Source organism: Polaromonas sp. LjRoot131, assembly GCF_964252805.1.
Classification (GTDB): domain Bacteria; phylum Pseudomonadota; class Gammaproteobacteria; order Burkholderiales; family Burkholderiaceae_C; genus Polaromonas.
The window spans coordinates 825223-846154 of sequence record NZ_CAXUPF020000001.1; the positions used below are offsets into that span (position 1 = coordinate 825223).

The 20932-nt window shown below is 68.6% G+C and carries 20 protein-coding genes and 1 pseudogene; 20 read left to right on the forward strand and 1 reads right to left on the reverse strand.

Annotated elements, in window-relative coordinates; all coding sequences use genetic code 11:
* The first annotated feature begins 12 nt into the window (after nucleotides 1-12).
* The 20 genes and pseudogenes from ACSQ27_RS03965 to ACSQ27_RS04060 all read left to right on the forward strand — a co-directional run bounded on the left by ACSQ27_RS03965 (nucleotide 13) and on the right by ACSQ27_RS04060 (nucleotide 20390).
* Nucleotides 13-1353 carry a cobyrinate a,c-diamide synthase gene (locus tag ACSQ27_RS03965; RefSeq protein WP_436154170.1) on the forward strand — a complete coding sequence of 447 codons (1341 nt, stop codon included), beginning with the start codon at nucleotides 13-15 and terminating at the stop codon, nucleotides 1351-1353.
* Nucleotides 1350-2198, forward strand: a complete 849-nt coding sequence (locus tag ACSQ27_RS03970; RefSeq protein WP_436154171.1) for an ABC transporter substrate-binding protein — start codon at nucleotides 1350-1352, stop codon at nucleotides 2196-2198. Before ACSQ27_RS03965 ends, ACSQ27_RS03970 begins: the two co-directional genes overlap by 4 nt.
* Nucleotides 2195-2779, forward strand: coding sequence for a bifunctional adenosylcobinamide kinase/adenosylcobinamide-phosphate guanylyltransferase (gene cobU, locus ACSQ27_RS03975; protein WP_436154172.1), 585 nt, complete (start codon nucleotides 2195-2197; stop codon nucleotides 2777-2779). The genes ACSQ27_RS03970 and cobU overlap by 4 nt, the downstream gene beginning before the upstream one ends.
* A gap of 5 nt (nucleotides 2780-2784) precedes the next feature.
* On the forward strand, nucleotides 2785-3660 hold the full coding sequence (locus ACSQ27_RS03980; protein ID WP_436154173.1) for an ABC transporter substrate-binding protein: 876 nt from the start codon (nucleotides 2785-2787) through the stop codon (nucleotides 3658-3660).
* Entirely contained in the window at nucleotides 3657-4736 is a 1080-nt protein-coding gene (locus ACSQ27_RS03985) for a FecCD family ABC transporter permease (RefSeq protein ID WP_436154174.1), read from the forward strand. Before ACSQ27_RS03980 ends, ACSQ27_RS03985 begins: the two co-directional genes overlap by 4 nt.
* Nucleotides 4733-5518, forward strand: a pseudogene (locus ACSQ27_RS03990) (ABC transporter ATP-binding protein); the annotation flags it as partial. The gene ACSQ27_RS03985 and the pseudogene ACSQ27_RS03990, both read left to right, overlap by 4 nt.
* 27 nt (nucleotides 5519-5545) lie before the next feature.
* On the forward strand, nucleotides 5546-6115 hold the full coding sequence (gene cobO, locus ACSQ27_RS03995; protein ID WP_436155396.1) for a cob(I)yrinic acid a,c-diamide adenosyltransferase: 570 nt from the start codon (nucleotides 5546-5548) through the stop codon (nucleotides 6113-6115).
* A 5-nt stretch (nucleotides 6116-6120) separates the two neighbouring features.
* A complete protein-coding gene (locus ACSQ27_RS04000) occupies nucleotides 6121-6990 on the forward strand; it encodes an ABC transporter substrate-binding protein (RefSeq protein ID WP_436154175.1) in 870 nt (289 codons plus the stop codon).
* A gap of 35 nt (nucleotides 6991-7025) precedes the next feature.
* Nucleotides 7026-8084: a cobalamin biosynthesis protein CobW gene (gene cobW, locus ACSQ27_RS04005; RefSeq protein ID WP_436154176.1), complete on the forward strand. Its 1059-nt coding sequence runs from the start codon at nucleotides 7026-7028 to the stop codon at nucleotides 8082-8084.
* A 334-nt stretch (nucleotides 8085-8418) separates the two neighbouring features.
* A complete protein-coding gene (gene cobN / locus ACSQ27_RS04010) occupies nucleotides 8419-12237 on the forward strand; it encodes a cobaltochelatase subunit CobN (protein ID WP_436154177.1) in 3819 nt (1272 codons plus the stop codon).
* Nucleotides 12234-13310: an ATP-binding protein gene (locus tag ACSQ27_RS04015; protein ID WP_436154178.1), complete on the forward strand. Its 1077-nt coding sequence runs from the start codon at nucleotides 12234-12236 to the stop codon at nucleotides 13308-13310. The genes cobN and ACSQ27_RS04015 overlap by 4 nt, the downstream gene beginning before the upstream one ends.
* A gap of 77 nt (nucleotides 13311-13387) precedes the next feature.
* Nucleotides 13388-13978, forward strand: a complete 591-nt coding sequence (locus ACSQ27_RS04020) for a vWA domain-containing protein (protein ID WP_436154179.1) — start codon at nucleotides 13388-13390, stop codon at nucleotides 13976-13978.
* 29 nt (nucleotides 13979-14007) lie between these two features.
* Complete coding sequence (locus ACSQ27_RS04025; protein WP_436154180.1) at nucleotides 14008-14403, forward strand: DUF1636 family protein; 396 nt, start codon at nucleotides 14008-14010, stop codon at nucleotides 14401-14403.
* A 52-nt stretch (nucleotides 14404-14455) separates the two neighbouring features.
* Complete coding sequence (locus tag ACSQ27_RS04030) at nucleotides 14456-14647, forward strand: CbtB domain-containing protein (protein WP_436154181.1); 192 nt, start codon at nucleotides 14456-14458, stop codon at nucleotides 14645-14647.
* Between the two features lie 28 nt (nucleotides 14648-14675).
* Nucleotides 14676-15509 (forward strand): CbtA family protein, encoded by an 834-nt coding sequence (locus ACSQ27_RS04035; RefSeq protein ID WP_436154182.1) that lies wholly within the window; start codon nucleotides 14676-14678, stop codon nucleotides 15507-15509.
* Entirely contained in the window at nucleotides 15509-16231 is a 723-nt protein-coding gene (gene bluB, locus ACSQ27_RS04040) for a 5,6-dimethylbenzimidazole synthase (protein ID WP_436154183.1), read from the forward strand. The genes ACSQ27_RS04035 and bluB overlap by 1 nt, the downstream gene beginning before the upstream one ends.
* Before the next feature lie 25 nt (nucleotides 16232-16256).
* Complete coding sequence (gene cbiB / locus ACSQ27_RS04045) at nucleotides 16257-17279, forward strand: adenosylcobinamide-phosphate synthase CbiB (protein WP_436154184.1); 1023 nt, start codon at nucleotides 16257-16259, stop codon at nucleotides 17277-17279.
* Nucleotides 17276-18286 (forward strand): aminotransferase class I/II-fold pyridoxal phosphate-dependent enzyme, encoded by a 1011-nt coding sequence (locus ACSQ27_RS04050; RefSeq protein WP_436154185.1) that lies wholly within the window; start codon nucleotides 17276-17278, stop codon nucleotides 18284-18286. Before cbiB ends, ACSQ27_RS04050 begins: the two co-directional genes overlap by 4 nt.
* Nucleotides 18283-19740 carry a cobyric acid synthase gene (locus ACSQ27_RS04055; RefSeq protein WP_436154186.1) on the forward strand — a complete coding sequence of 486 codons (1458 nt, stop codon included), beginning with the start codon at nucleotides 18283-18285 and terminating at the stop codon, nucleotides 19738-19740. The genes ACSQ27_RS04050 and ACSQ27_RS04055 overlap by 4 nt, the downstream gene beginning before the upstream one ends.
* 92 nt (nucleotides 19741-19832) lie before the next feature.
* On the forward strand, nucleotides 19833-20390 hold the full coding sequence (locus ACSQ27_RS04060; RefSeq protein WP_436154187.1) for a DUF4124 domain-containing protein: 558 nt from the start codon (nucleotides 19833-19835) through the stop codon (nucleotides 20388-20390).
* A 33-nt stretch (nucleotides 20391-20423) separates the two neighbouring features.
* Here the strand turns inward: ACSQ27_RS04060 and ACSQ27_RS04065 are convergent, their stop codons facing one another.
* Nucleotides 20424-20897, reverse strand: coding sequence for a hypothetical protein (locus ACSQ27_RS04065; protein ID WP_436154188.1), 474 nt, complete (start codon nucleotides 20895-20897; stop codon nucleotides 20424-20426).
* Between the last annotated feature and the right edge of the window lie 35 nt (nucleotides 20898-20932).

Genomic DNA, 20932 nt, shown 5'->3' on the forward strand with positions numbered 1-20932 from the left:
CTGAGGCCATCCATGCAACAAGCTGTCCGCTGCCCCGCCATCCTCATCGCCGCCCCGGCCTCCGGCCAGGGCAAGACGACGATAGCCTGCGCGCTGGCGCGGCTGCATGCGCGCCAGGGGCGGCGTGTGCGCGTCTTCAAGTGCGGGCCGGATTTCCTGGACCCGTGCTGGCACGCCCTGGCCAGCGGCGCGCCGGTGTACCAGATGGACCTGTGGATGACCGGCGAGGCCGATTGCAGCGCCCGCCTGCATGCGGCGGCGCAGGAGGCGGACCTGATCATTGTGGAAGGCGTGATGGGCCTGTTTGACGGCGAGCCCAGCGCGGCCGACCTGGCGCAGCGCTTTGGCTTGCCGGTGCTGGCAGTCGTCGATGCGTCGGGCATGGTCGCGACCTTTGGCGCGCTGGCCTTTGGCCTGCAGCACTACCGCACCGGCATGCCATGGGCCGGCGTGCTGGCCAACCGCGTGGCCAATGCGCGCCATGCAGGCATGCTGCAGGCCAGCGTGGTGCCGGAACAATGGCTGGGCGCGGTGCTGCGCAATGCCGCCATGGCCTTGCCCAAGCGCCACCTCGGCCTGACCGTGGCGGCCGAAGTGACAGATGCCATGGAGCGGCTGGACGCCGCGGCCGATGCGCTGGCCACCACGCCGCTGGGCCAGATGACGCTGGATGACTTGCAGCGCTGGGCTGTGGACTTTACGGCCCCAGAAGCCGCCGCGCCCGCAGTCCCTGCGCTCCAGGGCAAGACGATTGCCATCGCACACGACGCCGCTTTCTGTTTTATCTACGCCGCCAACCTGGACACCTTGCGCACGCTGGGGGCCGAGCTGGTATTTTTCTCGCCACTGGCCGATGCGGCCGTACCCGCCTGCGACGCGTTGTGGATTCCCGGTGGCTACCCCGAGCTTCATGCACAGACCATTGCGGCCAACACCGCGCTGCGGGACAGCCTGGCCGCGCACGTCGCCGCGGGCAAACCCGTGTGGGCCGAATGCGGCGGCATGATGGCGCTGTTTGACACGCTGGTCACGCTGGACGGCCAGCGGCATGCGCAATGGGGTGTGCTGCGCGGCGAAGTGAGCATGCAAAAGCTGCTGGCCGGCCTGGGCCCGCAGCAGTTGGCTATGGCTGGCGGCACCCTGCGCGGCCACACTTTCCATTACTCGACCACGGCCACGCCTTTGCAGCCCGTGTCACGAACCTCGCGGCCCAACACCGCGCCCGCGCCGGATGCGGGCGAGGCCGTGTGGCAGCATGGAGCGGTGCGCGCCAGCTACTTCCACGCCTGGTTTCCCTCCTGCCCCGAAGCGGTGGCGGAGCTGTTCACGGCACCTGCAGAGGCGGCTGCATGACGGACTTGCTGCATTTTCAGCCCGGCCCGCAGCGCATCGTCTGCCTGACCGAGGAGACCACCGAGTGGCTTTACCTGCTGGGGCAGGAGCAGCGCATCGTGGGCATCTCGGGCTACACCGTGCGGCCCAAACGCGCGCGGGATGAGAAGCCGCGCGTCAGCGCCTTCCTGAGCGCCAAGATCGAGAAGATCATGGCGCTGCAGCCGGACTGCGTGCTGGGCTTTTCGGACCTGCAGGCCGATATCGCCTCGGACCTGGTCAAGCGCGGTGTGCAGGTCACCATCTTCAACCAGCGCAGCGTGGCCCAAATTTTCTCCATGCTCTACCAGCTGGCCGCCATGGTGAACGAGGCGGAGCAGGGGGCCAGTCGCATTGCGCAGATGCAGGCCGAGCTGCGCGCCATGCAGGCGGCTGTGGCGGCCCGGGTGGCGGCCGGTGCGCGCCGGCCCAAAGTGTATTTCGAAGAGTGGGACAGCCCTCACATCAGCGCGATCCGCTGGGTGTCCGAGCTGGTTGGCATCGCGGGCGGGGACGACTGTTTCCCCGAACTCGCCGCCGAGTCGCTGGGCAAGAACCGCATCATTGCCGATGGCGCAGAGATCGTCCGCCGCAACCCGGACCTCATTCTGGGCTCCTGGTGCGGCAAAAAATTCCGGCCCGAGAACGTGGTGGCGCGTGAAGGCTGGGATGCGGTGAACGCCGTGCGCCACCAGCAGTTGTTTGAGATCAAGTCCCCAGACATCCTGCAGCCCGGCCCCGCCGCGCTGACCGATGGTGTCACCAAAATGCACCAGATCATCTTGAGATGGATGGAAGCTGACCTTGCAGGGACTTTCAAGCCATGAGCACGATGACGATTGCCAAAAGCGAACTGATCCTGGGCGGCCAGAAAAGCGGCAAGTCGCGCCGTGCTGAACTGCTGGCCCAGCAATGGCTGTCGCAGTCGACCGGCCACCGCGCCGTGCTGGTCGCCACCGCCAGGCCCTGGGACGAAGAGATGCGCGAACGCATACGCCGCCACCAGCAGGACCGCGCCGAGCGCGTGCCCGGCATGGTGACGGTCGAGGAGCCGCTGCAACTGGCCCAGGCTCTCGCGCAGCACAGCGCGGCCGACACCCTGGTCGTCGTCGATTGCCTGACGCTGTGGCTCACCAACCTGCTGATGCCCGCACCCGGCCTGGAGCTTGAGGCGCCCGCGCAGGCCGCGCATGAACAGGCGGCCCTGCTGGTGAAGGCCATCGCGTCCGCCCCCGGGCCCGTGGTGCTGGTCGGCAACGAGATTGGCCTGGGCGTCATTCCCCTGGGCCGCGAAACCCGTGCCTTTGTCGATGCGCTGGGCCAATTGAACCAGCAGGTGGCCGCCGCCTGCGCGCGCGTGACCTTGATGGCGGCCGGTTTGCCGCTGACTCTGAAAGCCTCTTCGTGAATTGTGTGAAACGCATTGCATTGCTTTTGCCGCTGCTATGCCTCGCGTGGGCGTGGCCCGCGCACGCGTTGCAAGTCACCGACGACCGCGGCGTGACCGTCACGCTGGCCCAGGCGCCGCAGCGCATCGTCAGCCTGCTGCCTTCGCTGACCGAAACCGTCTGCGAGCTGGGCCGGTGCCAGCGCCTGGTCGGGGTGGACCGCTATTCCAACTTCCCCGCCGGCGTGCAGAAGCTGCCCCAGGTCGGCGGCGGGCTGGACCCGAATATCGAGATGATCGTCGCCCTCAAACCCGACGTGGTGCTGATGGCCACCTCGTCGCGCGCGGGCGAACGGCTGCAGGCGCTGGGCCTGAAGGTGGTGGCGCTGGAGCCCAGGAACCATGCCGACGTGCAGCGTGTGATGCTCAAGCTGGGCCAGTTGCTCGAGGTGCCCGATGCCGATCGCATCTGGCGCGCGATCGACGCCGGGGTCTCGGCCGCGGCCCAGTCGCTGCCGGCTGGTGTGCGCGGTACGCGGGTCTACTTCGAAGTCAACCAGGGCCCGTACGCGGCGAGCGAGTCGTCCTTTATCGGCGAGACGCTGGCGCGCCTGGGCGTCAAGAACATCGTGCCTGCCAAACTTGGGCGCTTCCCCAAGCTCAACCCCGAGTACATAGTCCGCGCCAATCCCGACCTGATCATGGTCGGCCAGCGCAGCGCCGACGGCCTGCAGGCCCGGCCCGGCTGGCAAAGCATTCGCGCGCTGCGCGAACAACGCGTCTGCATCTTTCCGGCCGAAGAGGCCGATGTGCTGGTGCGTCCCGGCCCGCGCATGGCCGAAGGTGCGCGCCTGATGGCCCGCTGCCTGCTAGACAAGGCACCCAAGGGGGCTAAGCCATGATGCAAACCCGCGTGTGGTGGCTGGTGTGGGCCGGTGTGCTGGGCGCGCTGGCCCTGGCCGTGCTCGGCATCTGTGTGGGCAGCGCCGGGCTCGAGAACCTGATCACGCCGCTGCTCAACCCGGCGCAGGACCCGTCGCAGACCGCGATGGCGCAGCAGATCATCTGGCAGATCCGCCTGCCGCGCACGCTCGGCGCCTGGGCGGCAGGTGCCTTGCTGGGCCTGGCCGGTGCGGTGGCGCAAGGCCTGTTTCGCAATCCGCTGGCCGATCCGTATTTGCTGGGCAGCGCCTCGGGCGCCTCGCTGGGTGTGGCGTTGGCGCTGGCCGCCCTGGGCGGCGGCGCCGGTATGTTGGGCGGCAGCATGATGAACGGCGGCGTGGCCGTCAGCGTGTTTTCCAGCAGCCTGTGGGTGCGCCTGGGCCTGACCGGCGCGGCCTTCCTGGGCGCGGTGTTCGCGGTGATGCTCACGCTGGCGCTGTCGCGCGGTGTGGGCCATACCCTGCGCCTGCTGCTGGCCGGTGTGGTGGTGGGTGTAGTGCTGGGGGCCATGACGCACCTGGTGCTGCTGTTCTCGCCCGAATCGCTGCAAGCCATGCAGGCCTTCATGCTGGGCTCGACCGCTTTTGTCGGCTGGACCTCCTGCGTGCTGATGGCCGGTGTGTGGTTGGCCTGCGTGCTGGCGGCCTGGCTACTGGCGCGCGTGCTCGACGGCCTGAGCCTGGGCGATGCCACGGCCGTCAGCCTGGGCCTGCCGGTGGCGCCCATGCGCGCGGCGCTGGTGGCGGTGCTGGCGCTGGCCACCGGCACCGCGGTGGCACAGACCGGGCTGATCGCCTTTGTGGGCCTGGCGGCGCCGCACCTGGTGCGCTCGGTGGTGAAGACCACGCATGCCCACCTGATGCTGCTCTCCAGCCTGATGGGCGGCGTGCTGCTGATGGCCGCCGACACCTTGGCGCGCGGGCTGATGGCCCCGCAGGAGCTGCCCGTGGGCATGCTCACCGCGGTGCTGGGCGGCGGCTACCTGCTGTGGCTGATGCACCGCAGCAGCAACCTGGGCGGAGGGCGCGCGGCATGAGCACCGTCGCGAATCCCATCGCCCTTCACGCGCAGGGCATCGCGGCCAGCCTCGGCCATGGTGTGCAAAGGCAGCAGGTGCTGCACGGCATCAGTCTTGACATCGCCGCCGCGCGCTGGACCAGCATCGTGGGCCCCAACGGCGCGGGCAAGTCCACCTTGCTGAGAGCCCTGGCCGGCGTGCTGCCCCACAGCGGCGAGGTCAGCCTGCTGGGCCAGCCGCTGCACAACTTGCCGCACCGCGAGCGCGCGCGCCAGCTGGCCTGGCTGGGCCAGAACGAAACCTCAGCCGACGACCTGACCGTCTGGGACGTCGCCATGCTGGGCCGCCTGCCGCACCAGGCCTGGCTGGCGCCTCCCAGCGCCGCCGACCGCGCGGCCGTCGAACAGGCTTTGCGCGCCACCCGCGCCTGGGACTGGCGCGAGCGCGCCCTGGGCCAGCTCTCGGGCGGCGAGCGCCAGCGCGTGCTGCTGGCCCGTGCCCTGGCGGTGCAGGCCCAGGTGCTGCTGATGGACGAACCGCTGGCCAACCTGGACCCGCCGCACCAGGCCGACTGGCTGGACGTGGTGCGCGCCCTGGTGGCCGAAGGCAAGACCGTGGTCAGCGTGCTGCACGAAATCACCATGGCGCTGCAGGCCGACACCCTGGTGGTGATGGCCGACGGCCGCGTCACCCACCAGGGTCCCTGTGCCGACCTGGCCACCCATCGTGCGCTGGAAGACGTATTCGACGGCCGCATCGCCGTCCACCCCTTGCAAGGGAAGTGGATCGCACTGCCCAAAGTGAACCATCCTGCAAAGAGAGCCCCCATGCAAATTGAAACCCCACCCGTCGATTACGAACGTGTCGTTCCCACGGCCGAGCGTCGTGGCCTGCTCATGATCAACACCGGCCATGGCAAAGGCAAAAGCACGGCAGCCTTTGGCCTGGCCCTGCGTGCCCATGGCCGGGGCAAGGCTGTCAAGGTCTACCAGTTCATGAAGGTACCCAGCGCCCGTTTTGGCGAGCACCGCTTGTTCGAGCAGTTGGGTATTCCCATCGAAGGCCTGGGCGACGGTTTCAGCTGGAAGAGCCGCGACCTGGAGCACTCGGCCCAGCTCGCGCTCGATGGCTGGGCCAAGGCCGAAGCCACGATACGTGCCGGCGAGCACTTCATGGTGGTGCTGGATGAAATCATGTACCCGCTGCGCTACGGCTGGATTCCGCTCGAAATCGTGCTGACCTGCCTGCGCGAACGCCCACCGCATGTGCACGTCGTGTTGACGGGCCGTAACGCGCCGAATGAGCTGGTGGACCTGGCCGATACGGTCACTGAGATGACCTTGATCAAGCATCACTTCAAAGCCGGCGTCCCAGCCCAACGCGGTATTGAAGACTAAACAAGATGGCCCCCACGCTTGCCGCTTCCCGTTCTGCACTGCGCATGCTGCCCGTGGCGTCATCGCTGGCAGCCCTGGGGCTGCTCTCGAGCTTTGCGATGGCGCAGGGCACGCAGCCGGTGACCCGCATCGTCACACTCGCGCCCTCGCTGACCGAAGCCGTATGCGCGCTGGGCCGCTGCGCGCAACTGGTGGGTACCGACCGCCATTCCACCTGGCCCGGTTCGGTGCTGGCGCTGCCCAAGGTCGGCGGGCTGGAGGACGCGCAGATCGAACGCATCGTGACCCTGCGCCCCAATATGGTGTTGCTGGGCCCGCGCAGCCGCGCCGGTGAAAGGCTGCAGGCCTTGGGCGTCCCGGTGATGACCTTTGATGCCCGCACCCACGCCGACCTCAAACGCATGCTGCTGAAGCTCGGCGACATGCTGGGCGAGCCGGCGCGCGCTTCGGAACTGGTGGCCCGCATGGAGGCCGAGCTCGACGCCGCGGCTGGCCGCATGCCCACTGCCCTGCGCGGGCGCACGGTTTATGTGGAAGTGGGCGCAGGGTCGTCGGCCGCCAGTGAAAAAAGCTTTATCGGCGAGACGGTGGCCAGGCTGGGCCTGGTCAACGTCGTGGGCGGCGAGCTGGGCCTATTTCCCAGGATCAACCCAGAGCTGCTGCTGCGCCGCCCGCCCGACATCATCATCGGCCCGCGCGCCACGCTTGCCAACGTCGCTGAGCGGCCCGGCTGGAGCGCGCTGCCCGCGGTGCGCCAGCGGCAGCTGTGCCTGCTGGACACCGATCGCATGGACTTGCTGTCGCGCCCCGGCCCGCGCTTGGGCGAGGCCGCGCAGATGCTGGTCGAATGCCTGAGCGCATTGCCGCCCCGTTAATTCGCCCCGTTAATTTTTTCAACCAGGCACACACCATGCAAACCCGAAAAATCCCCGCCACCATCGTCACCGGCTTCCTGGGCAGCGGCAAGACCACGCTGCTGCGGCACCTGCTCGCCAACGCGCAGGGCCGTCGCATCGCGGTCATCGTCAACGAATTCGGCGAGCTCGGCATCGACGGTGAACTGCTGCGCGGCTGCGGCATAGGCTGCGACGAGAACGGTGAAGAAAACGGGCAGCTCTATGAACTCGCCAACGGCTGCCTGTGCTGCACCGTGCAGGAAGAGTTCGCGCCGGTGATGGAAAAACTGGCCGCGCGCCGGGACCAGATCGACCACCTGATCATCGAGACCTCCGGCCTGGCCCTGCCCAAGCCGCTGGTGCAGGCCTTCCAGTGGCCCGCGCTGCGCAACACCTTCACGGTGGACGCGGTGGTGACGGTGGTGGACGCACCCGCGGTCGCCGCCGGCGACTTTGCCGACGACCCGGTGGCCGTCGACGCCCAGCGCCGCGCCGACGACAACCTGGACCACGAATCGCCGCTGCACGAGCTGTTCGAAGACCAGCTCGCCACGGCCGACCTGGTGGTGGTGCACAAGACCGACGGGCTGGACGCCGCCGCGCTGGCCGGCGTGGAAGCCGCCATCCGCGCCGAAACCGCGCCCGGCGTCAAGCTGGTGCACGCGCAGCACGGCCGTATCGACATCGGTGTGCTGCTGGGCCTGGAGCGCGCGGTCGAAGACGTGATCGATCAGCGCAAGACCCACCACGACGAAGAGGAAGACCACGACCACGACGCGTTTGACTCGGTGCAGGTGGCGCTGAACGTGCCCGGCCGCGACGCGCTGCTGGCCGCCTTGCGCAGCCTCGTCGAAGGCCATGAAATCTACCGCGCCAAAGGCTTTGTGGCCTTGCCCGGATCGGCCATGCGCCTGGTGGTGCAGGGCGTGGGGACGCGTTTTGACAGCTACTTCGATCGTCCCTGGCGCGACGGTGAAGCGCGGCAGTCGCGCCTGGTGCTGATCGGCTCTGAACTCAATGCGGCGGTCTTGCAAGCCGAGTTGCAGGCTGCCTTGGGCAAAGCTGGGGCCTGAATTCAAATGCACGCTGAAGTTTTATGTTCGTGGTGGGCGCAAGCCGACGCGGCGCTCTGCTTCGCGGCTGTCCTCCGCCCTGCGGGCTCCCCCTTTATGCCGCTACGCAGAGCGCCGCGCCGGCCTGCGCTGGGCGACAGGTGGGCTGTTCAAGCGCTGCACAACCCCAACGCTGATTGCCGAAGAGGGTGGGGTGGGTGGCGTAGCGAAATAAAGGAGGAGCAGTCGGCCTTAGGCCGCTGCGGGGGACATTCGCGTAGCCGCCCATCCCACCCTCTTCGGCGCGCCCAGACTGTTTCTGCCTCTGTTTCTGTTGACCTAGTGAAGTAAAAAAATGCACCTGCTCTCCACCCGCCCCGGCGGCCACGTTGAAGACGGTGGCCAGGGCGTGGTGCGCGTGGAGCAGACGCCGGGCGACATCGTGGTGCTCAGCGCGGCCGACACCACGCTGGCGCTGCTGGCCGACGCGGCCGGGCAACTGGAGGCCGGTTTCCCCACGGTGCGCCTGGCCAACCTGATGTGGCTGCGACAGCCCGCCTCGGCCGACATGTATGTGGATGAGGTGCTGCAGCATGCGCGCGTGGTGGTCATCGACCACCTGGGCAGCGCGAGCGACTGGGCTTATGTGGTGGAGCGCGTGCGCGAATTGGCCCGTGAGCGCGGCCAGTGGCTGGCGCTGTTCTCGGGCGATGCGGCTGAAGACCTGCAGCTGCTGATGCGCAGCACCGCGCCGCATGAGGACTGCCGGCAGCTTTGGCGCTGCCTGCGTGAAGGCGGCCGTGACAACGCCTGCACATTTTTTGAATTGATAGGCCACTCTGCCTTTGGCCGCGGCCCGCGCCCCACACCGCCTGAGGTGTTGCCGCCCGCCATGGTTTACCGGCCGCAGGAGGCTCCTCCATGGCAGCAGGGCGTTCCCGCCGCGCTGCTGGTGTTTTACCGTGCCCATGTGCAGGCCGGCAACACCGCGGTGTTTGACGCCATGCTGGCGGCGCTCCACGGCGCAGGCATGAATGCGATCGCGGTGGCGGTCGACTCGCTGAAGAACCCGGCCAGCCTGGCGCTGCTGCGGTCGATGGCCGCCGAGCGCCAAGTGGGCGTGGTGCTGAACGCCACCAGTTTTGCGGTCACCGCACTCGATGGCGACGACGCGGACAGTGTGGACGGCGCGCTGATGGACCCGCTGGCCGGCGACGCCCCGGTGCTGCAGCTCATCACCGCGGGCTGCTCACAAGAGCAGTGGCAGGCCGACCCGCACGGCCTGGCGCCACGGGATCTCGCGATGCAGGTGGTGCTGCCCGAGGTGGACGGCCGCATAGGCACACGCGCCATCAGCTTCAAGGGCCTGGCCTGGCGCTGCGAGCGCACCGAGGTCGACGTGGTGCGCTACCAGCCCGAACCCGAACGCATGGCCTTTGTCGCCGAGCTGGCGCGCCGTTGGTGCGTACTGCGGGATAAGCCGAATGCGGACAAGCGCGTCGCGCTGGTCCTGGCCAACTATCCCAACGACGATGCCCGCCTGGCCAACGGCGTGGGCCTGGACACGCCGGCTTCCACCGTGGCCTTGCTGCGCGCCATGCAGGACGCGGGCTATGCCACGGGCGATCTGCCCGGGGGTGGGGACGCCTTGATCGCCGCGCTGGTGGCAGGTGTCACCAACAACCTCGACGGCAACGACATGCGCCCAGCCGGCCAGAGCCTGGCCATGGCCGATTACCTGCAGGACTTCAAGCAACTCGACGCCGCCGGCCGCGATGCCGTCAACGCGTTGTGGGGCCCGCCCGAACAAGACCCCATGGTGCGCAGCGGCCGATTCATGGTCTCCGGCCTGCGCTTAGACCATGTGTTTGTCGGCATACAGCCCGCGCGCGGGCGCGACCTGGACCTGGTCGCTACCTATCACGACGCCGACCTGGTGCCCACGCACAACTACCTGGCGTTTTACTTCTGGCTGCGCCGCAGTTTTTCGGTGGATGCGGTGGTGCACGTCGGCAAGCATGGCAACCTCGAATGGCTGCCCGGCAAAAGCGTGGCGCTGGGCGCGGCTTGTTGGCCAGACGCCATCCTCGGCCCCTTGCCGCACCTGTATCCGTTTATCGTCAACGACCCTGGCGAAGGCAGCCAGGCCAAGCGCCGCACCCAGGCGGTCATCATCGACCACCTGATGCCGGCCCTGACCCGCGCCGAGACCTACGGCCCGCTGCAAAAGCTGGAGCGGCAGATGGACGAGTACTACGAGGCCCTGTCGCTGGACCCCCGGCGCGCCCAGCGCCTGCGCGTGGACATCCTGGAGCGCGTGCTCAGCGAAGGCCTGCACGCCGAGCTGGGTTTTGCCAAACCCGCCGACGAGGCCGCGCGCAACTCCTTGCTGCAGCGGCTGGATGCTTATTTGTGCGAGATCAAGGAATCACAGATCCGCGACGGCCTGCACATCCTGGGCAGTTCGCCGCAAGGCCGCCAGCAGGTCGATACCTTGGTGGCGCTGGCACGTTTCCCTGGCGGCGCGGCCGCCGGCCAGCGCAGCCTGCTGATGGCCTTGGCGCAGGATTTGAAGCTGGATGGGGTCGAGGGTTTTAATCCTCTCAGTCCCGAGTGGGCCGCTCCCTGGAATGGCCCGCACCCGACGGTGTTGCAGCAGTTGAGCACCGAAGCGTGGCGCCATGCGGGCCATACCCGCGAGCGGCTGGAGTTGCTGGCCCGGCAACTCGTCGCTGAGCATGTGGTGGCCGATGAGGCATTCGATGCGACCGCCTGGCCGCACACCGCCCCGGTGCTGCAACGCATGCACCAGGTGCTGCGTCCGCGCCTGGACGCCTGCGGCCCGCAGGAGATCGTCCAATGTTTGCGAGGCTTGTCGGGCAAGTTTGTACCCGCCGGCCCCAGCGGCGCGCCGTCGCGCGGCCGGCCCGACGTGCTGCCCACGGGGCGCAACTTCTATTCGGTGGACACGCGCGCCGTGCCCACGCAGACCGCCTACGCCATGGGCGCCGCCGCCGCCGAGCGTGTGGTCGAGCGCCACCTGCAGGACCACGGCGAGATGCTGCGCTGCCTGGGCCTGTCGGTCTGGGGCACCAGCACCATGCGCACCGGCGGTGAGGACATCGCCCAGGCCTTTGCGCTGCTGGGCGTGCGGCCCAAATGGGCCGACGGCAGCAGCCGGGTGGTCGACATCGAAGTGCTGCCCATGGCTATCAAGAACCGGCCGCGCGTGGACGTGACCCTGCGCGTGTCGGGTTTCTTCCGCGACGCTTTCCCCAATGTGATCGACCTCTTCGACACCGCGGTGCGCGCCGTGGCCGCGATCAGCGAAGAGGACGAACCCGACGAGGTGAACCCGATACGCGCGCGCGTGCGGCGCGAAGCTGCCGAGGCAGAGGCCAGGGGCCTTAGCGCCGAGGCCGCCGAGCGCGAGGCCAGCTGGCGTGTCTTCGGCCCGCGCCCCGGCGGCTACGGCGCGGGGCTGCAGGAGGTCATGGCCAGCGGCCGCTGGAACGACGGCGCCGACTTGGCTCAGGCCTATCTGCGCGCCGGCGCTTTTGCCTACGGCCAGGGCGAACACGGGGCGGCCGCGCGCGGCAGTTTCGAGCAGCGCCTGGCCGGCCTGGACGCTGTGCTGCACAACCAGGATAACCGCGAGCACGACGTGCTCGATTCGGACGACTACTACCAGTTCCAGGGCGGCATGGCGGTGGCGGTGGAACAGCTGGCCGGCGCACCGGCGGCGCTCTACCACGGCGACTTCAGCGTGCCCGGCGCGCCGCGCATACGCACGCTGGGCGAAGAAGTGGCGCGCGTCGTGCGTTCGCGCGCCGTGAATCCCAAGTGGCTGGAGGGTGTGCGCCGCCACGGCTACAAGGGCGCGTTCGAGATGGCGGCGACGGTCGACTACCTGTTCGCCTTTGACGCCACCACCGGCGTGGTGGGAGACCACCAGTACGCGCTGGTGGCCGAGGCCTATTTGCACGACGACACCAACCGCGCGTTTTTGCAGCGGCACAACCCCGGCGCCCTGCGCAGCATCGGTGAGCGCCTGCTCGAAGCCGTGCGGCGCGGCCTGTGGGAGGCGCCGGGCGAGCACCGCGAACGCATTGAAGAGCATTTGCTGGCGCTGGAGCGCCGGCTTGAAGAACACGGAGAAGGACCCCTGGCATGAACCACCCTGAACTGGACATTTCCGCTGAGGCCGTTGAGCCCGCCGCGCGCGCGGCCTTTCCCTTCACTGCGCTGGTCGGCCAGCCGCAGCTGCAGCGCGCGCTGCAGCTGGCGGCCATAGACCCCGGCATCGGCGGTGTGCTGATCAGCGGCCCGCGCGGCACGGCCAAGTCCACCGCGGCGCGCGCGCTGGCCGCGCTGCTGCCGGATGCGCCCTTTGTCACTTTGCCGCTGGCCGCCAGCCTGGAGCAGCTGGTGGGCACCCTGAATGTGGAGGACGTGCTGCGCGACGGCAAGGTGCGCCTGGCGCCCGGCCTGCTGGCGCGGGCCCACAACGGTGTGTTGTATGTGGACGAGGTCAACCTGCTGCCCGACGCACTGGTGGACGCCTTGCTTGACGCAGCCGCCAGCGGCGTGAACACGGTGGAGCGCGACGGCATTTCGCGCCAGCATGCCGCGCGCTTCGTGCTGGTGGGCACCATGAACCCGGAGGAGGGCGAGCTGCGTCCGCAACTGCTGGACCGCTTCGGCCTCTCGGTGGCGCTGGCCAACCCGGTGGATGCGCAACAGCGCACCGCCATCCTGCGTGCCCGCCTGGGCTTTGATGAAAACCCGGTTGCGCTGGGTGAGCAGCATGCGGAAGAACAACGCAAGCTCAGTGCCGCGCTGGTGGCGGCCCGCGCCGCGCTGCCGCGCCTCACGTGGCCGGACGCTGTGCTGAACCATGCGGCGGGCTGCGCGATCGCGGCCGGTGTGGACGGCATGCGCGCCGACCTCGTGATGCTGCGCGCCGCGCGCGCGCTGGCGGCGCTCGAAGGGCGAGGCGAAGTGACGGTGGCCGACGTGGATGCCGTGGCCGAACTGGCGCTCGCGCATCGCCGTCCCGAGGGCAGCGCCGCGCAGCCACCGGCCCATACCGGGGCGCGGCAACAGCCCCCGCACAATCTGGAGCGCCCGCAAGACCCACCGTCTGCCGCACCCACGCCGCAGGGTGATTGGGGCGCGCTGCCGGCCCAGCCCGAAGGCATGGCCAAGGTCCAGCGCATCGCGGGGTGGCCGCCAAAAAAAGCCTAGGCCACCCCGGCCGCCGCCCGCGCAACGGGCTTGGCAGCTGGCGGTGGCCTCCACCTCAAATTCTTTCCACAAGCTCCGTGTCGCAGAACGCGCAGCAGCGCAGTGCCGCCATTGCCTGGCTGCTCACCGTGGTGGCCAAGGGGGCCGCGCCGCTGCGGCGCGAGCATTTGCGCCGCCAGCCCGTGGCGCTGCGCGGCAGCCGCCTGCATTGCATCGTGCTTGACACCTCGGCTTCCATGCGCCGGGGCGGCCGGCTGGCGCTGGCCAAGGGCCATGCCGCCTTCATGATCGAGCAGGCCGCGCGCCAGGGGGACGATGTGGCGCTGCTGCGCTTCGGCGGGCAGGGCGTCGAGGTATTGCTGCCACCGGGCCGCGCGCGCGCCGCCGGCAGCCAGCGCCTGCGTCCCGTGGGCGGCGGCGGCGGCACCCCTCTGGCCGAGGCGCTTGTCCAGGCCGAACGGCTGCTGCAGCGCAGCCTGCGCAAGAGCGGTCCCAGCGAGTGCTGGCTGTGGCTGCTGACGGATGGCCGCACGCTGGAGCAGCCCCAGGCGCCGCTGGCGGCGCAGCATCTTGTCATCGTCGACTTTGATGATCCGAACAAACCCCTGGGCCGCTGTGCCGCCTGGGCCGCGCGCTGGGGCGCGGAACACCACCTCGCGCCCGCCTGACCTCTTCATTGCAAAACGAACCCTTAACGATGTCCGATACCGAAATCATTGTCTGCACCACCTGCCGCCCGCCGGGCGTATCGCGCGAGCTGCCGGCCCACGGCCTGGCCTTGTTCGAAGCCGTGCAGGACGCGCTGCTGGTGTGCGAGCTCGACACCGGGGAACACAAAGGCCTGCAGCTGCGCGGCCTGGCCTGCATGAGCGGCTGCTCCCGCGCCTGCACTGTGACCTTGCAGGCGCCCGGCAAATTCAGCTACTACTTCGGCGACCTGGTCCCCGATGCCGAGACCGCGGCCCAGGTGCTGGCCTGCGCGCAGCTGCACAAGCACAGCGCCGACGGCAACCTGGCCCGCAACACGCGGCCCGAGCGCCTGCGCGGCGGCATCCTCGCGCGGCTGCCCCCCGTCGGGCAGGGCTCGACATGACGCACCGAATCCATTACGTTTATTTTTTTCACCACCAACCCAAGGAGATGCCATGACTGAACCGGTAACGCTGGCCCACAGCCCTTCCCACACCCTGAACCCCGGCCTGGCCGTGCTGCGCCCGCTGCTGGGCGCCGCAGTGCTGGGCTTTGCCGTCCTGTACGGCGTGGCCTTTGCGGAAAGCCCGCTGGCGCACAATGCCGCGCACGACGTGCGCCACGTGACCGTCAAGCCCTGCCATTGAGCGCGGCGCGCTTCACAAGGAGATTGCCATGATTTTTCAACGATTGATCTGGGCCGCTTTGGCGGTTGCCGTGCTGGTGGGTAGCCTGCAGTCGGGCGTGCAGCAGCTGCAGGCCGTGCCCATCATCCTGGCCGCCGAGGTGTTCGAGGGCCAGAAAGTGGAAGCGCCTGAGCCGGCCGCTGCTCCTGCTCCCGCGGCGGCGACCGCCCATGTGCATGCCGACGGGGCCGCGCATGACCATGGCGAGGCCGGCAAGGAATGGGCGCCGGCCGACGGCCTGGAACGCGTGTTCTGGACCTGGGTGGCCAATGTGCTGCACGCGTTCAGCATGGCGCTGCTGGTGTTTGTGGTGATGGGCTTGAGCCTTGCACGCGGCAGCAATATGCGCTCCCTGTCGCTCGCCGCCTGGGTGGCTGCGGCGGGCTGGCTGAGCTTTCACTTCTGGCCTTCGCTAGGCCTGCCTGCGGAAATCCCCGGCATGGACGCCGCCCGCCTGGGCTCGCGCCAGGGCTGGTGGGTGCTGGCGGCCGGCAGCGCGGCATTGGCTTGCGTGTCGCTGGCCATGTTGCGCAGCCGCTTGCGCTGGGCGGCCGCGGCGGCCTGGCTGGCGCTGCCTTATGTCGTGGGAGCGCCCCACATCGCGGCCGACCCGCTGGCCGGTTTCAGCGGCGAGGCCCAGGCGGCCCTGCGCCAGTTGGGCGCGCAGTTCATCTGGGCCACCACCTGGGTGTCCCTGTCGTTCTGGCTGAGCATGGGCGTGGCGGGCGGGCTGGCCTTCCAGCGCTGGGTGCGCCCGGCCCTGCTGGCGATCCTGCAGCGCGGCGCTGCGCCGGCTGCCGGCGCCGTGCAAGTGCCGCAGTGATGGCTGTGGCCGGTTCTGTTTCCGCCGCAGGGGCGGGCCCGGCCGATCCGGCCGCGCCCGGCCACGCCTTCAGCGCCGCCGAGCGGCAGGCGGTGTACCGGGCCATTTATGAGCGGCGCGACATGCGCCACTTCAGCGGCGGCACGGTGGGCGATGAACTGCTGCAGCGCCTGCTGTCGGCCGCGCACCATGCGCCCAGCGTGGGCTTCATGCAGCCCTGGCGTTTTATCCGCGTGCGCAGCCGGCCGCTGCGCGAAGGCATTCATGCGCTGATTGAGCAGGAGCGCGTGCTGACGGCGCAAGCCCTGGGCGAGCGCGAAGACGCGTTCATGAAACTCAAGGTGCAGGGCGTGCTCGACGCCGCCGAGGTGCTGGTGGTGGCGCTGCCGCCGGGGCGTGAACAGCATGTGTTCGGCCGACGCACCCTGCCCGAGATGGATCTGGCTTCGGCCGCCTGCGCCATCCAGAACCTCTGGCTCGCGGCGCGCGCCGAAGGGCTGGGCATGGGCTGGGTCTCGATCTTCGACCCGCTGCAACTGGCCGCGCTGCTGCACATGCCCGAAGGCAGCCAGCCGATCGCCGTGCTGTGCCTGGGACCGGTGCAGGCTTTTTACGACCAGCCCATGCTGCAGGCCGAAAAGTGGGCGCGCCGCGCGCCGCTGGCCGAGATGGTGTTTGAAGACCGCTGGGGCGCCGCCCCTGCTTTCCAAGAGGCGCCATGACGATTCGCGAGCTGCGCCGCCGTCCATGAGCTGGACCTCTTTTTACCTTTCACCCGGCCTGCCGTATGCGGCCGGCTGCCTGGCGCTGGCCCTGGGATTGGCGCTGTGGATAGACAGGCACATGGGTGAGCCGCCTTCGCCCGTCCATCCGGTGGTCTGGATGGGCAACTATCTCAAGCTTTGCGGCGATGTGACGGTGCGCTATCCGCCCGCGATGGCATTCTGGCTGGGCGCGCTGGCCTGGTGGCTGGGCGCGGCACTGGTGGGCGCCGTGGCCTGGGCCGTGCAGGCGCTGGTGTTCTGGCAACTGGCCGGCTATGTCGCGGCGCCGGACTGGCAGGGCGCCATCGACACCGCGCTGCTGGTGGTGCTGATGGCCTGGCTGCTCAAATGCATGATGTCCTGGCGCATGCTGCGCGAAGAGGTCGGCGCGGTGGAGCTGGCGCTGGGCCAGTCGCTGGAAGCCGGGCGAGAGCGCCTGTCCTGGCTCGTGAGCCGCGACACCGCGCAGCTCAGCGCCAGCCAGGTGCGCGAAAGCGCGATCGAATCGCTGGCCGAAAACCTCAACGACTCGGTAGTGGCGCCCATCTTCTGGTTTGTGCTGTTCGGCCTGCCCGGCGCCGCCGTTTACCGCTTCGCCAACACTGCCGACGCCATGTGGGGTTATCGCGGCACCTATCGCGGCAAGCATTGGGAATGGGCCGGCAAGTGGGCCGCGCGCGCGGACGACGTGCTGTCGTGGGTACCGGCGCGCCTCACCGCGCTGCTGCTCGCGCTGGCGGCACGCGGCCTGGCGTTTCACGCCTTGCGCCACGAAGCGCGCAAGACCCCATCGCCCAACAGCGGCTGGCCCATGGCCGCCATGGCGCTGGCGTTGGGGGTTTCGCTGGGCAAGCCCGGCGTCTACACGCTGAACCCTGAAGGCCGGCCCCCCGCAGCGGCGGACACCGCGCTGGCCCAGGGCCTGGCCGCCAAGGCCGTGTTTGCGCTGGTCCTTCTGGCCATGGCGGCGCTGCTGCTGGCCGCGGTGCTGGCGGGGTTGGCATGAGCGCGAAACAACGCATCCATGGCGGGCCCGATGGCCTGGGCGCGCCGCTGCATGACTTTTCGACCAACAGCAATGCCTGCGGGCCTTGCCCTGCGGCGCTGGCCGCCGTCCGGCAGGCCGATGCCACACGGTATCCCGACGCCGGCTACACGGCCTTGCACCGGCAGCTGGCGGCTTTTCATGGTGTGGACGACGCGCGTGTGCTGCTGGCTGCGAGTGCTAGTGAATTTATCTTTCGCATTACGGCCCTGGTGGCCGGGCAGGGCGCCCGCGCCGTGTGGCTGCCGCCGCTGAGCTATGGCGACTACGCACAGGCCTCGGGCGCGCACGGCCTGGCGGTGGCCAGAAAACCCGAAGATGCGCAACTGCTCTGGGCCTGTGAGCCTTCCAGCCCGCTCGGTGCGGCGCAGGCTGACCTGCCAGCGCTGGTCGATGGCTGCAAGGCGCAAACCCTTGTCGTGCTGGACCGCGCTTACGAGCCGTTGAGGCTCAGTGCTGCGGCCACGCTTTCGCCGCAACAACTCAACAACACCTGGCAGCTCTGGACGCCCAACAAGGCGCTGGGCCTGACCGGCGTGCGTGCGGCCTATGCGATTGCGCCACTGGGGCAAGAGGACAGCGCCGCCGCGCTTGAGCAGCTCTGCCCCTCCTGGCCGGTGGGCGCGCACGGTGAAGCCATGCTGCAGGCCTGGACCGGCCGCGAAGCGCAGGACTGGCTGGCCGCCAGCCTCGAGACCTTGCGCGAATGGAAAGCCCGGCAGATCGCGGTGTGCGAATCGCTGGGCTGGCGCTGCCTGGCCAGCGAAGCCAATTTCTTCTGCGCGCAACCGGCCTTGCTTGACGGCCTGAGCTTGCAGCAGGCCCTGGCTGCGCTGCGTGCCCAGGGCCTCAAGCTGCGCGACACGGCTTCCTTCGGCCTGCCCGGCCACGTGCGCCTGGGCGTGCAACCGCCCGCCGTGCAGGATGCGCTGCACAATGCATGGCAACAACTTTTTAAAACCTCATGAGCGCAAAAAGTGTGATGGTGCTGGGCACCACCAGCGGCGCCGGCAAAAGCTGGCTGACAACAGCACTGTGTCGCTATTACGCGCGACAAGGGCTCAAGGTCGCGCCATTTAAAGCGCAGAACATGAGCAACAACGCAAGAGTCGTAGCCGGCGGCGAAATCGGCAGTGCCCAATACTTTCAGGCACTCGCCGCCAATGCAGTGCCCGACGTGCGCATGAATCCGCTGCTGCTCAAGCCCGAAAAAGACACCCAAAGCCAGGTCGTGCTGATGGGGCAAGTCAATGCCGAGCTGTCGCGCATGGAGTGGCGCGGCCGCAGCGCCTCGGTCTGGCCCGTGGTGTCGCGGGCGCTTGACGAACTGATCGCGGAGAACGACGTGGTGGTGCTGGAGGGCGCGGGATCGCCGGCCGAGATCAACCTCAAGGCCAGCGACATCGTCAACATGCGCTCGGCGCAGCACGCCAAGGCCGCCTGCCTGCTGGTGACCGACATAGACCGCGGCGGCGCGTTCGCCCATCTCTACGGCACCTGGGCCATGCTCGACGAATCCGAGCGCCGGCTCATCAAGGGCTTTGTGCTCAACAAGTTCCGCGGCGACGCCAAACTGCTGGCGCCCGGCCCGCAGATGCTGCAGGACATGACCGGCATTCCCACGGTGGCTACTTTGCCCATGTGGTGGCAGCACGGCCTGCCCGAGGAAGACGGTGTATTTGACGACCGCAGTGTGGCTTCGGGCGCGGTGACTACCACGGTTGCTGTGGTGGCCTATCCGCGCATCAGCAACCTCGACGAGTTCCAGCCACTCAAGAACGTGCCCGGCGTGCGCCTCAAGTGGGTGCGCAGCCCGGCGGAGCTCATGGGCGCCGACTGGGTGATCCTGCCCGGCTCCAAACACACGAGCGGCGACCTGGCCTGGCTGCGCGCGCAGGGGTTGGACCAGGCCGTGGCCGCGCACGCGGGCCGGGGCGGGGCGGTGCTGGGTATTTGCGGCGGCCTGCAGATGCTGGGCGAGGCGCTGATAGACCCGCACGGCATAGACGGCAACGCGCCCGGCCTGGGCCTGCTGCCGGTGGTCACCGTGTTTGACGAAGCCAAGACCGTGCGGCACCGCGAGGCCGGGTTTGAATCGCTGCGCGGGCTGTGGGCCGCCCTGTCGGGCGTGGCGGTGCGGGGTTATGAAATCCACCACGGCCAGACGGCCCCGCATTCGGCCATGGCCGCGGCGGGGGACCTGGCACACCCTGTGATGCCCGAGGGCCTGGCCTGGCAGAACCATGCCGGCAACGTGCTGGGACTGTACCTGCACGGCATGTTTGAAGACCCGCGCGTGCTGCAGGCACTGTTCGGCGCGGCCGCGCCCACGCTGGACTCGGTGTTCGACGGGCTCGCCGATTACATTGGCGAACATTTCGCGCCGGGGGTGCTGGATGCCTTGATTTCCGATAGCAACTGAGCAAGGCCGGAAAGGGCTGGGGCCTCCTCTACAATTTCAGCCATCTATGCCCCTCGTTGCGGGCCTTACATATACACATACAAGGGATGCCTATGCGGGGGAACAAGTGGAAAGTGATCTGGATGGCCGGTGCAATGCTGCTGGCCTGGCACGGCAGCCAGGCGCAACCTGTTTACAAGTGGGTGGATTCGAGCGGCAAGACCCATTACGGCTCCCAGCAGCCTCTGAGCCAGGATGCCGAAAAAATGAAGCTGCAAGGATCCAAGGCCGGCAGCGCCAGCACCGCCGGTAGCGCCAGCAATGCGGACGGCACCAAAAAAATCCCCAAGGACACCCAGGAAATGATGCAGGGCATGGAGATCGCGCTCAAGAAGGTCGATCCCAAAACCGTGCCGCTGTCCTGCGGCACCGCCGTTGACAACGTGCGCTCACAGGTCACGACCATGCTGGAAACCGGCCAGCGCAATGTCCAGCAAGGCTATGTCAAGGCGGCCGACTTTGAGGGTGTGGCCGGCAAGCTCCGTGAAGGCCACGCGAAAACGACGCTGGCCGACTGCGAGTCCGCGTCCGGCAACAAAAAACTGTTCTACCAGTGCATGTCGAATAACCGCAACCACGTCCTCGGCTGCGGCACCAAGTTCAAGTATTGATCCGTGCGCCCGCGCCGCAAGGCGCGACTGGCGCTAGCCCGGCACCCGCTTCAGCGGCCCGAAGCAGGCCTCCAGCGAGGCGGCCTTGCAGACGATGAACTGGTCCTGCTTGGGGCTGAACTGGATGAAGCGGATCACGCTTTCGTCCCCGTCCGCATGCAGGTCGCCCGAGCAGTCGCGCTTGCCGTTGCTGCCGGTCACGGTTTCGGTCAGCGGGTAAAAACCCGTCGTCGTGGGCTTGGCCGACACCTGGTAATCGCCCTGGGTCACTTCCTCGCCGCTGGTGCCAAGCCGCCTGCCGTCGGCGCGGTATTGCCAGGTTTCGGTGCATTGCTTACCGGGCAGGGTCCAGCTCCAGGTGCCCACGAGAGGGTGGGCGGCCGCGGCGCCGGCAGGTTTGGCGGCGGGAGCCGGGCGCGCAGATTGGGCCTGCGCAAGGCCGCAGCACAGCAGGGCGGGGAGAACAAGTAAGACAAGGGATTGCGGGAGGCGGCGTGAAAGGCTCATGGAGGCTATGGGCTTGTGTGGCGGGTGTTGACTGC

What these genes read in the sequence shown, in the direction of transcription:
- ACSQ27_RS03970 (WP_436154171.1), top strand. Translation starts at nt 1,350, where the DNA reads ATGACGGACTTGCTGCATTTTCAGCCCGGCCCGCAGCGCATCGTCTGC.
- ACSQ27_RS03965 (WP_436154170.1), top strand. Translation starts at nt 13, where the DNA reads ATGCAACAAGCTGTCCGCTGCCCCGCCATCCTCATCGCCGCCCCGGCC.
- ACSQ27_RS04035 (WP_436154182.1), top strand. Translation starts at nt 14,676, where the DNA reads ATGATTTTTCAACGATTGATCTGGGCCGCTTTGGCGGTTGCCGTGCTG.
- ACSQ27_RS04000 (WP_436154175.1), top strand. Translation starts at nt 6,121, where the DNA reads ATGGCCCCCACGCTTGCCGCTTCCCGTTCTGCACTGCGCATGCTGCCC.
- cobW (WP_436154176.1), top strand. Translation starts at nt 7,026, where the DNA reads ATGCAAACCCGAAAAATCCCCGCCACCATCGTCACCGGCTTCCTGGGC.
- ACSQ27_RS04060 (WP_436154187.1), top strand. Translation starts at nt 19,833, where the DNA reads ATGCGGGGGAACAAGTGGAAAGTGATCTGGATGGCCGGTGCAATGCTG.
- ACSQ27_RS04055 (WP_436154186.1), top strand. Translation starts at nt 18,283, where the DNA reads ATGAGCGCAAAAAGTGTGATGGTGCTGGGCACCACCAGCGGCGCCGGC.
- ACSQ27_RS04065 (WP_436154188.1), bottom strand. Translation starts at nt 20,897, where the DNA reads ATGAGCCTTTCACGCCGCCTCCCGCAATCCCTTGTCTTACTTGTTCTC.
- cbiB (WP_436154184.1), top strand. Translation starts at nt 16,257, where the DNA reads ATGAGCTGGACCTCTTTTTACCTTTCACCCGGCCTGCCGTATGCGGCC.
- cobO (WP_436155396.1), top strand. Translation starts at nt 5,546, where the DNA reads ATGCAAATTGAAACCCCACCCGTCGATTACGAACGTGTCGTTCCCACG.
- ACSQ27_RS04030 (WP_436154181.1), top strand. Translation starts at nt 14,456, where the DNA reads ATGACTGAACCGGTAACGCTGGCCCACAGCCCTTCCCACACCCTGAAC.
- ACSQ27_RS04015 (WP_436154178.1), top strand. Translation starts at nt 12,234, where the DNA reads ATGAACCACCCTGAACTGGACATTTCCGCTGAGGCCGTTGAGCCCGCC.
- cobU (WP_436154172.1), top strand. Translation starts at nt 2,195, where the DNA reads ATGAGCACGATGACGATTGCCAAAAGCGAACTGATCCTGGGCGGCCAG.
- ACSQ27_RS04025 (WP_436154180.1), top strand. Translation starts at nt 14,008, where the DNA reads ATGTCCGATACCGAAATCATTGTCTGCACCACCTGCCGCCCGCCGGGC.
- cobN (WP_436154177.1), top strand. Translation starts at nt 8,419, where the DNA reads ATGCACCTGCTCTCCACCCGCCCCGGCGGCCACGTTGAAGACGGTGGC.
- bluB (WP_436154183.1), top strand. Translation starts at nt 15,509, where the DNA reads ATGGCTGTGGCCGGTTCTGTTTCCGCCGCAGGGGCGGGCCCGGCCGAT.
- ACSQ27_RS03985 (WP_436154174.1), top strand. Translation starts at nt 3,657, where the DNA reads ATGATGCAAACCCGCGTGTGGTGGCTGGTGTGGGCCGGTGTGCTGGGC.
- ACSQ27_RS04050 (WP_436154185.1), top strand. Translation starts at nt 17,276, where the DNA reads ATGAGCGCGAAACAACGCATCCATGGCGGGCCCGATGGCCTGGGCGCG.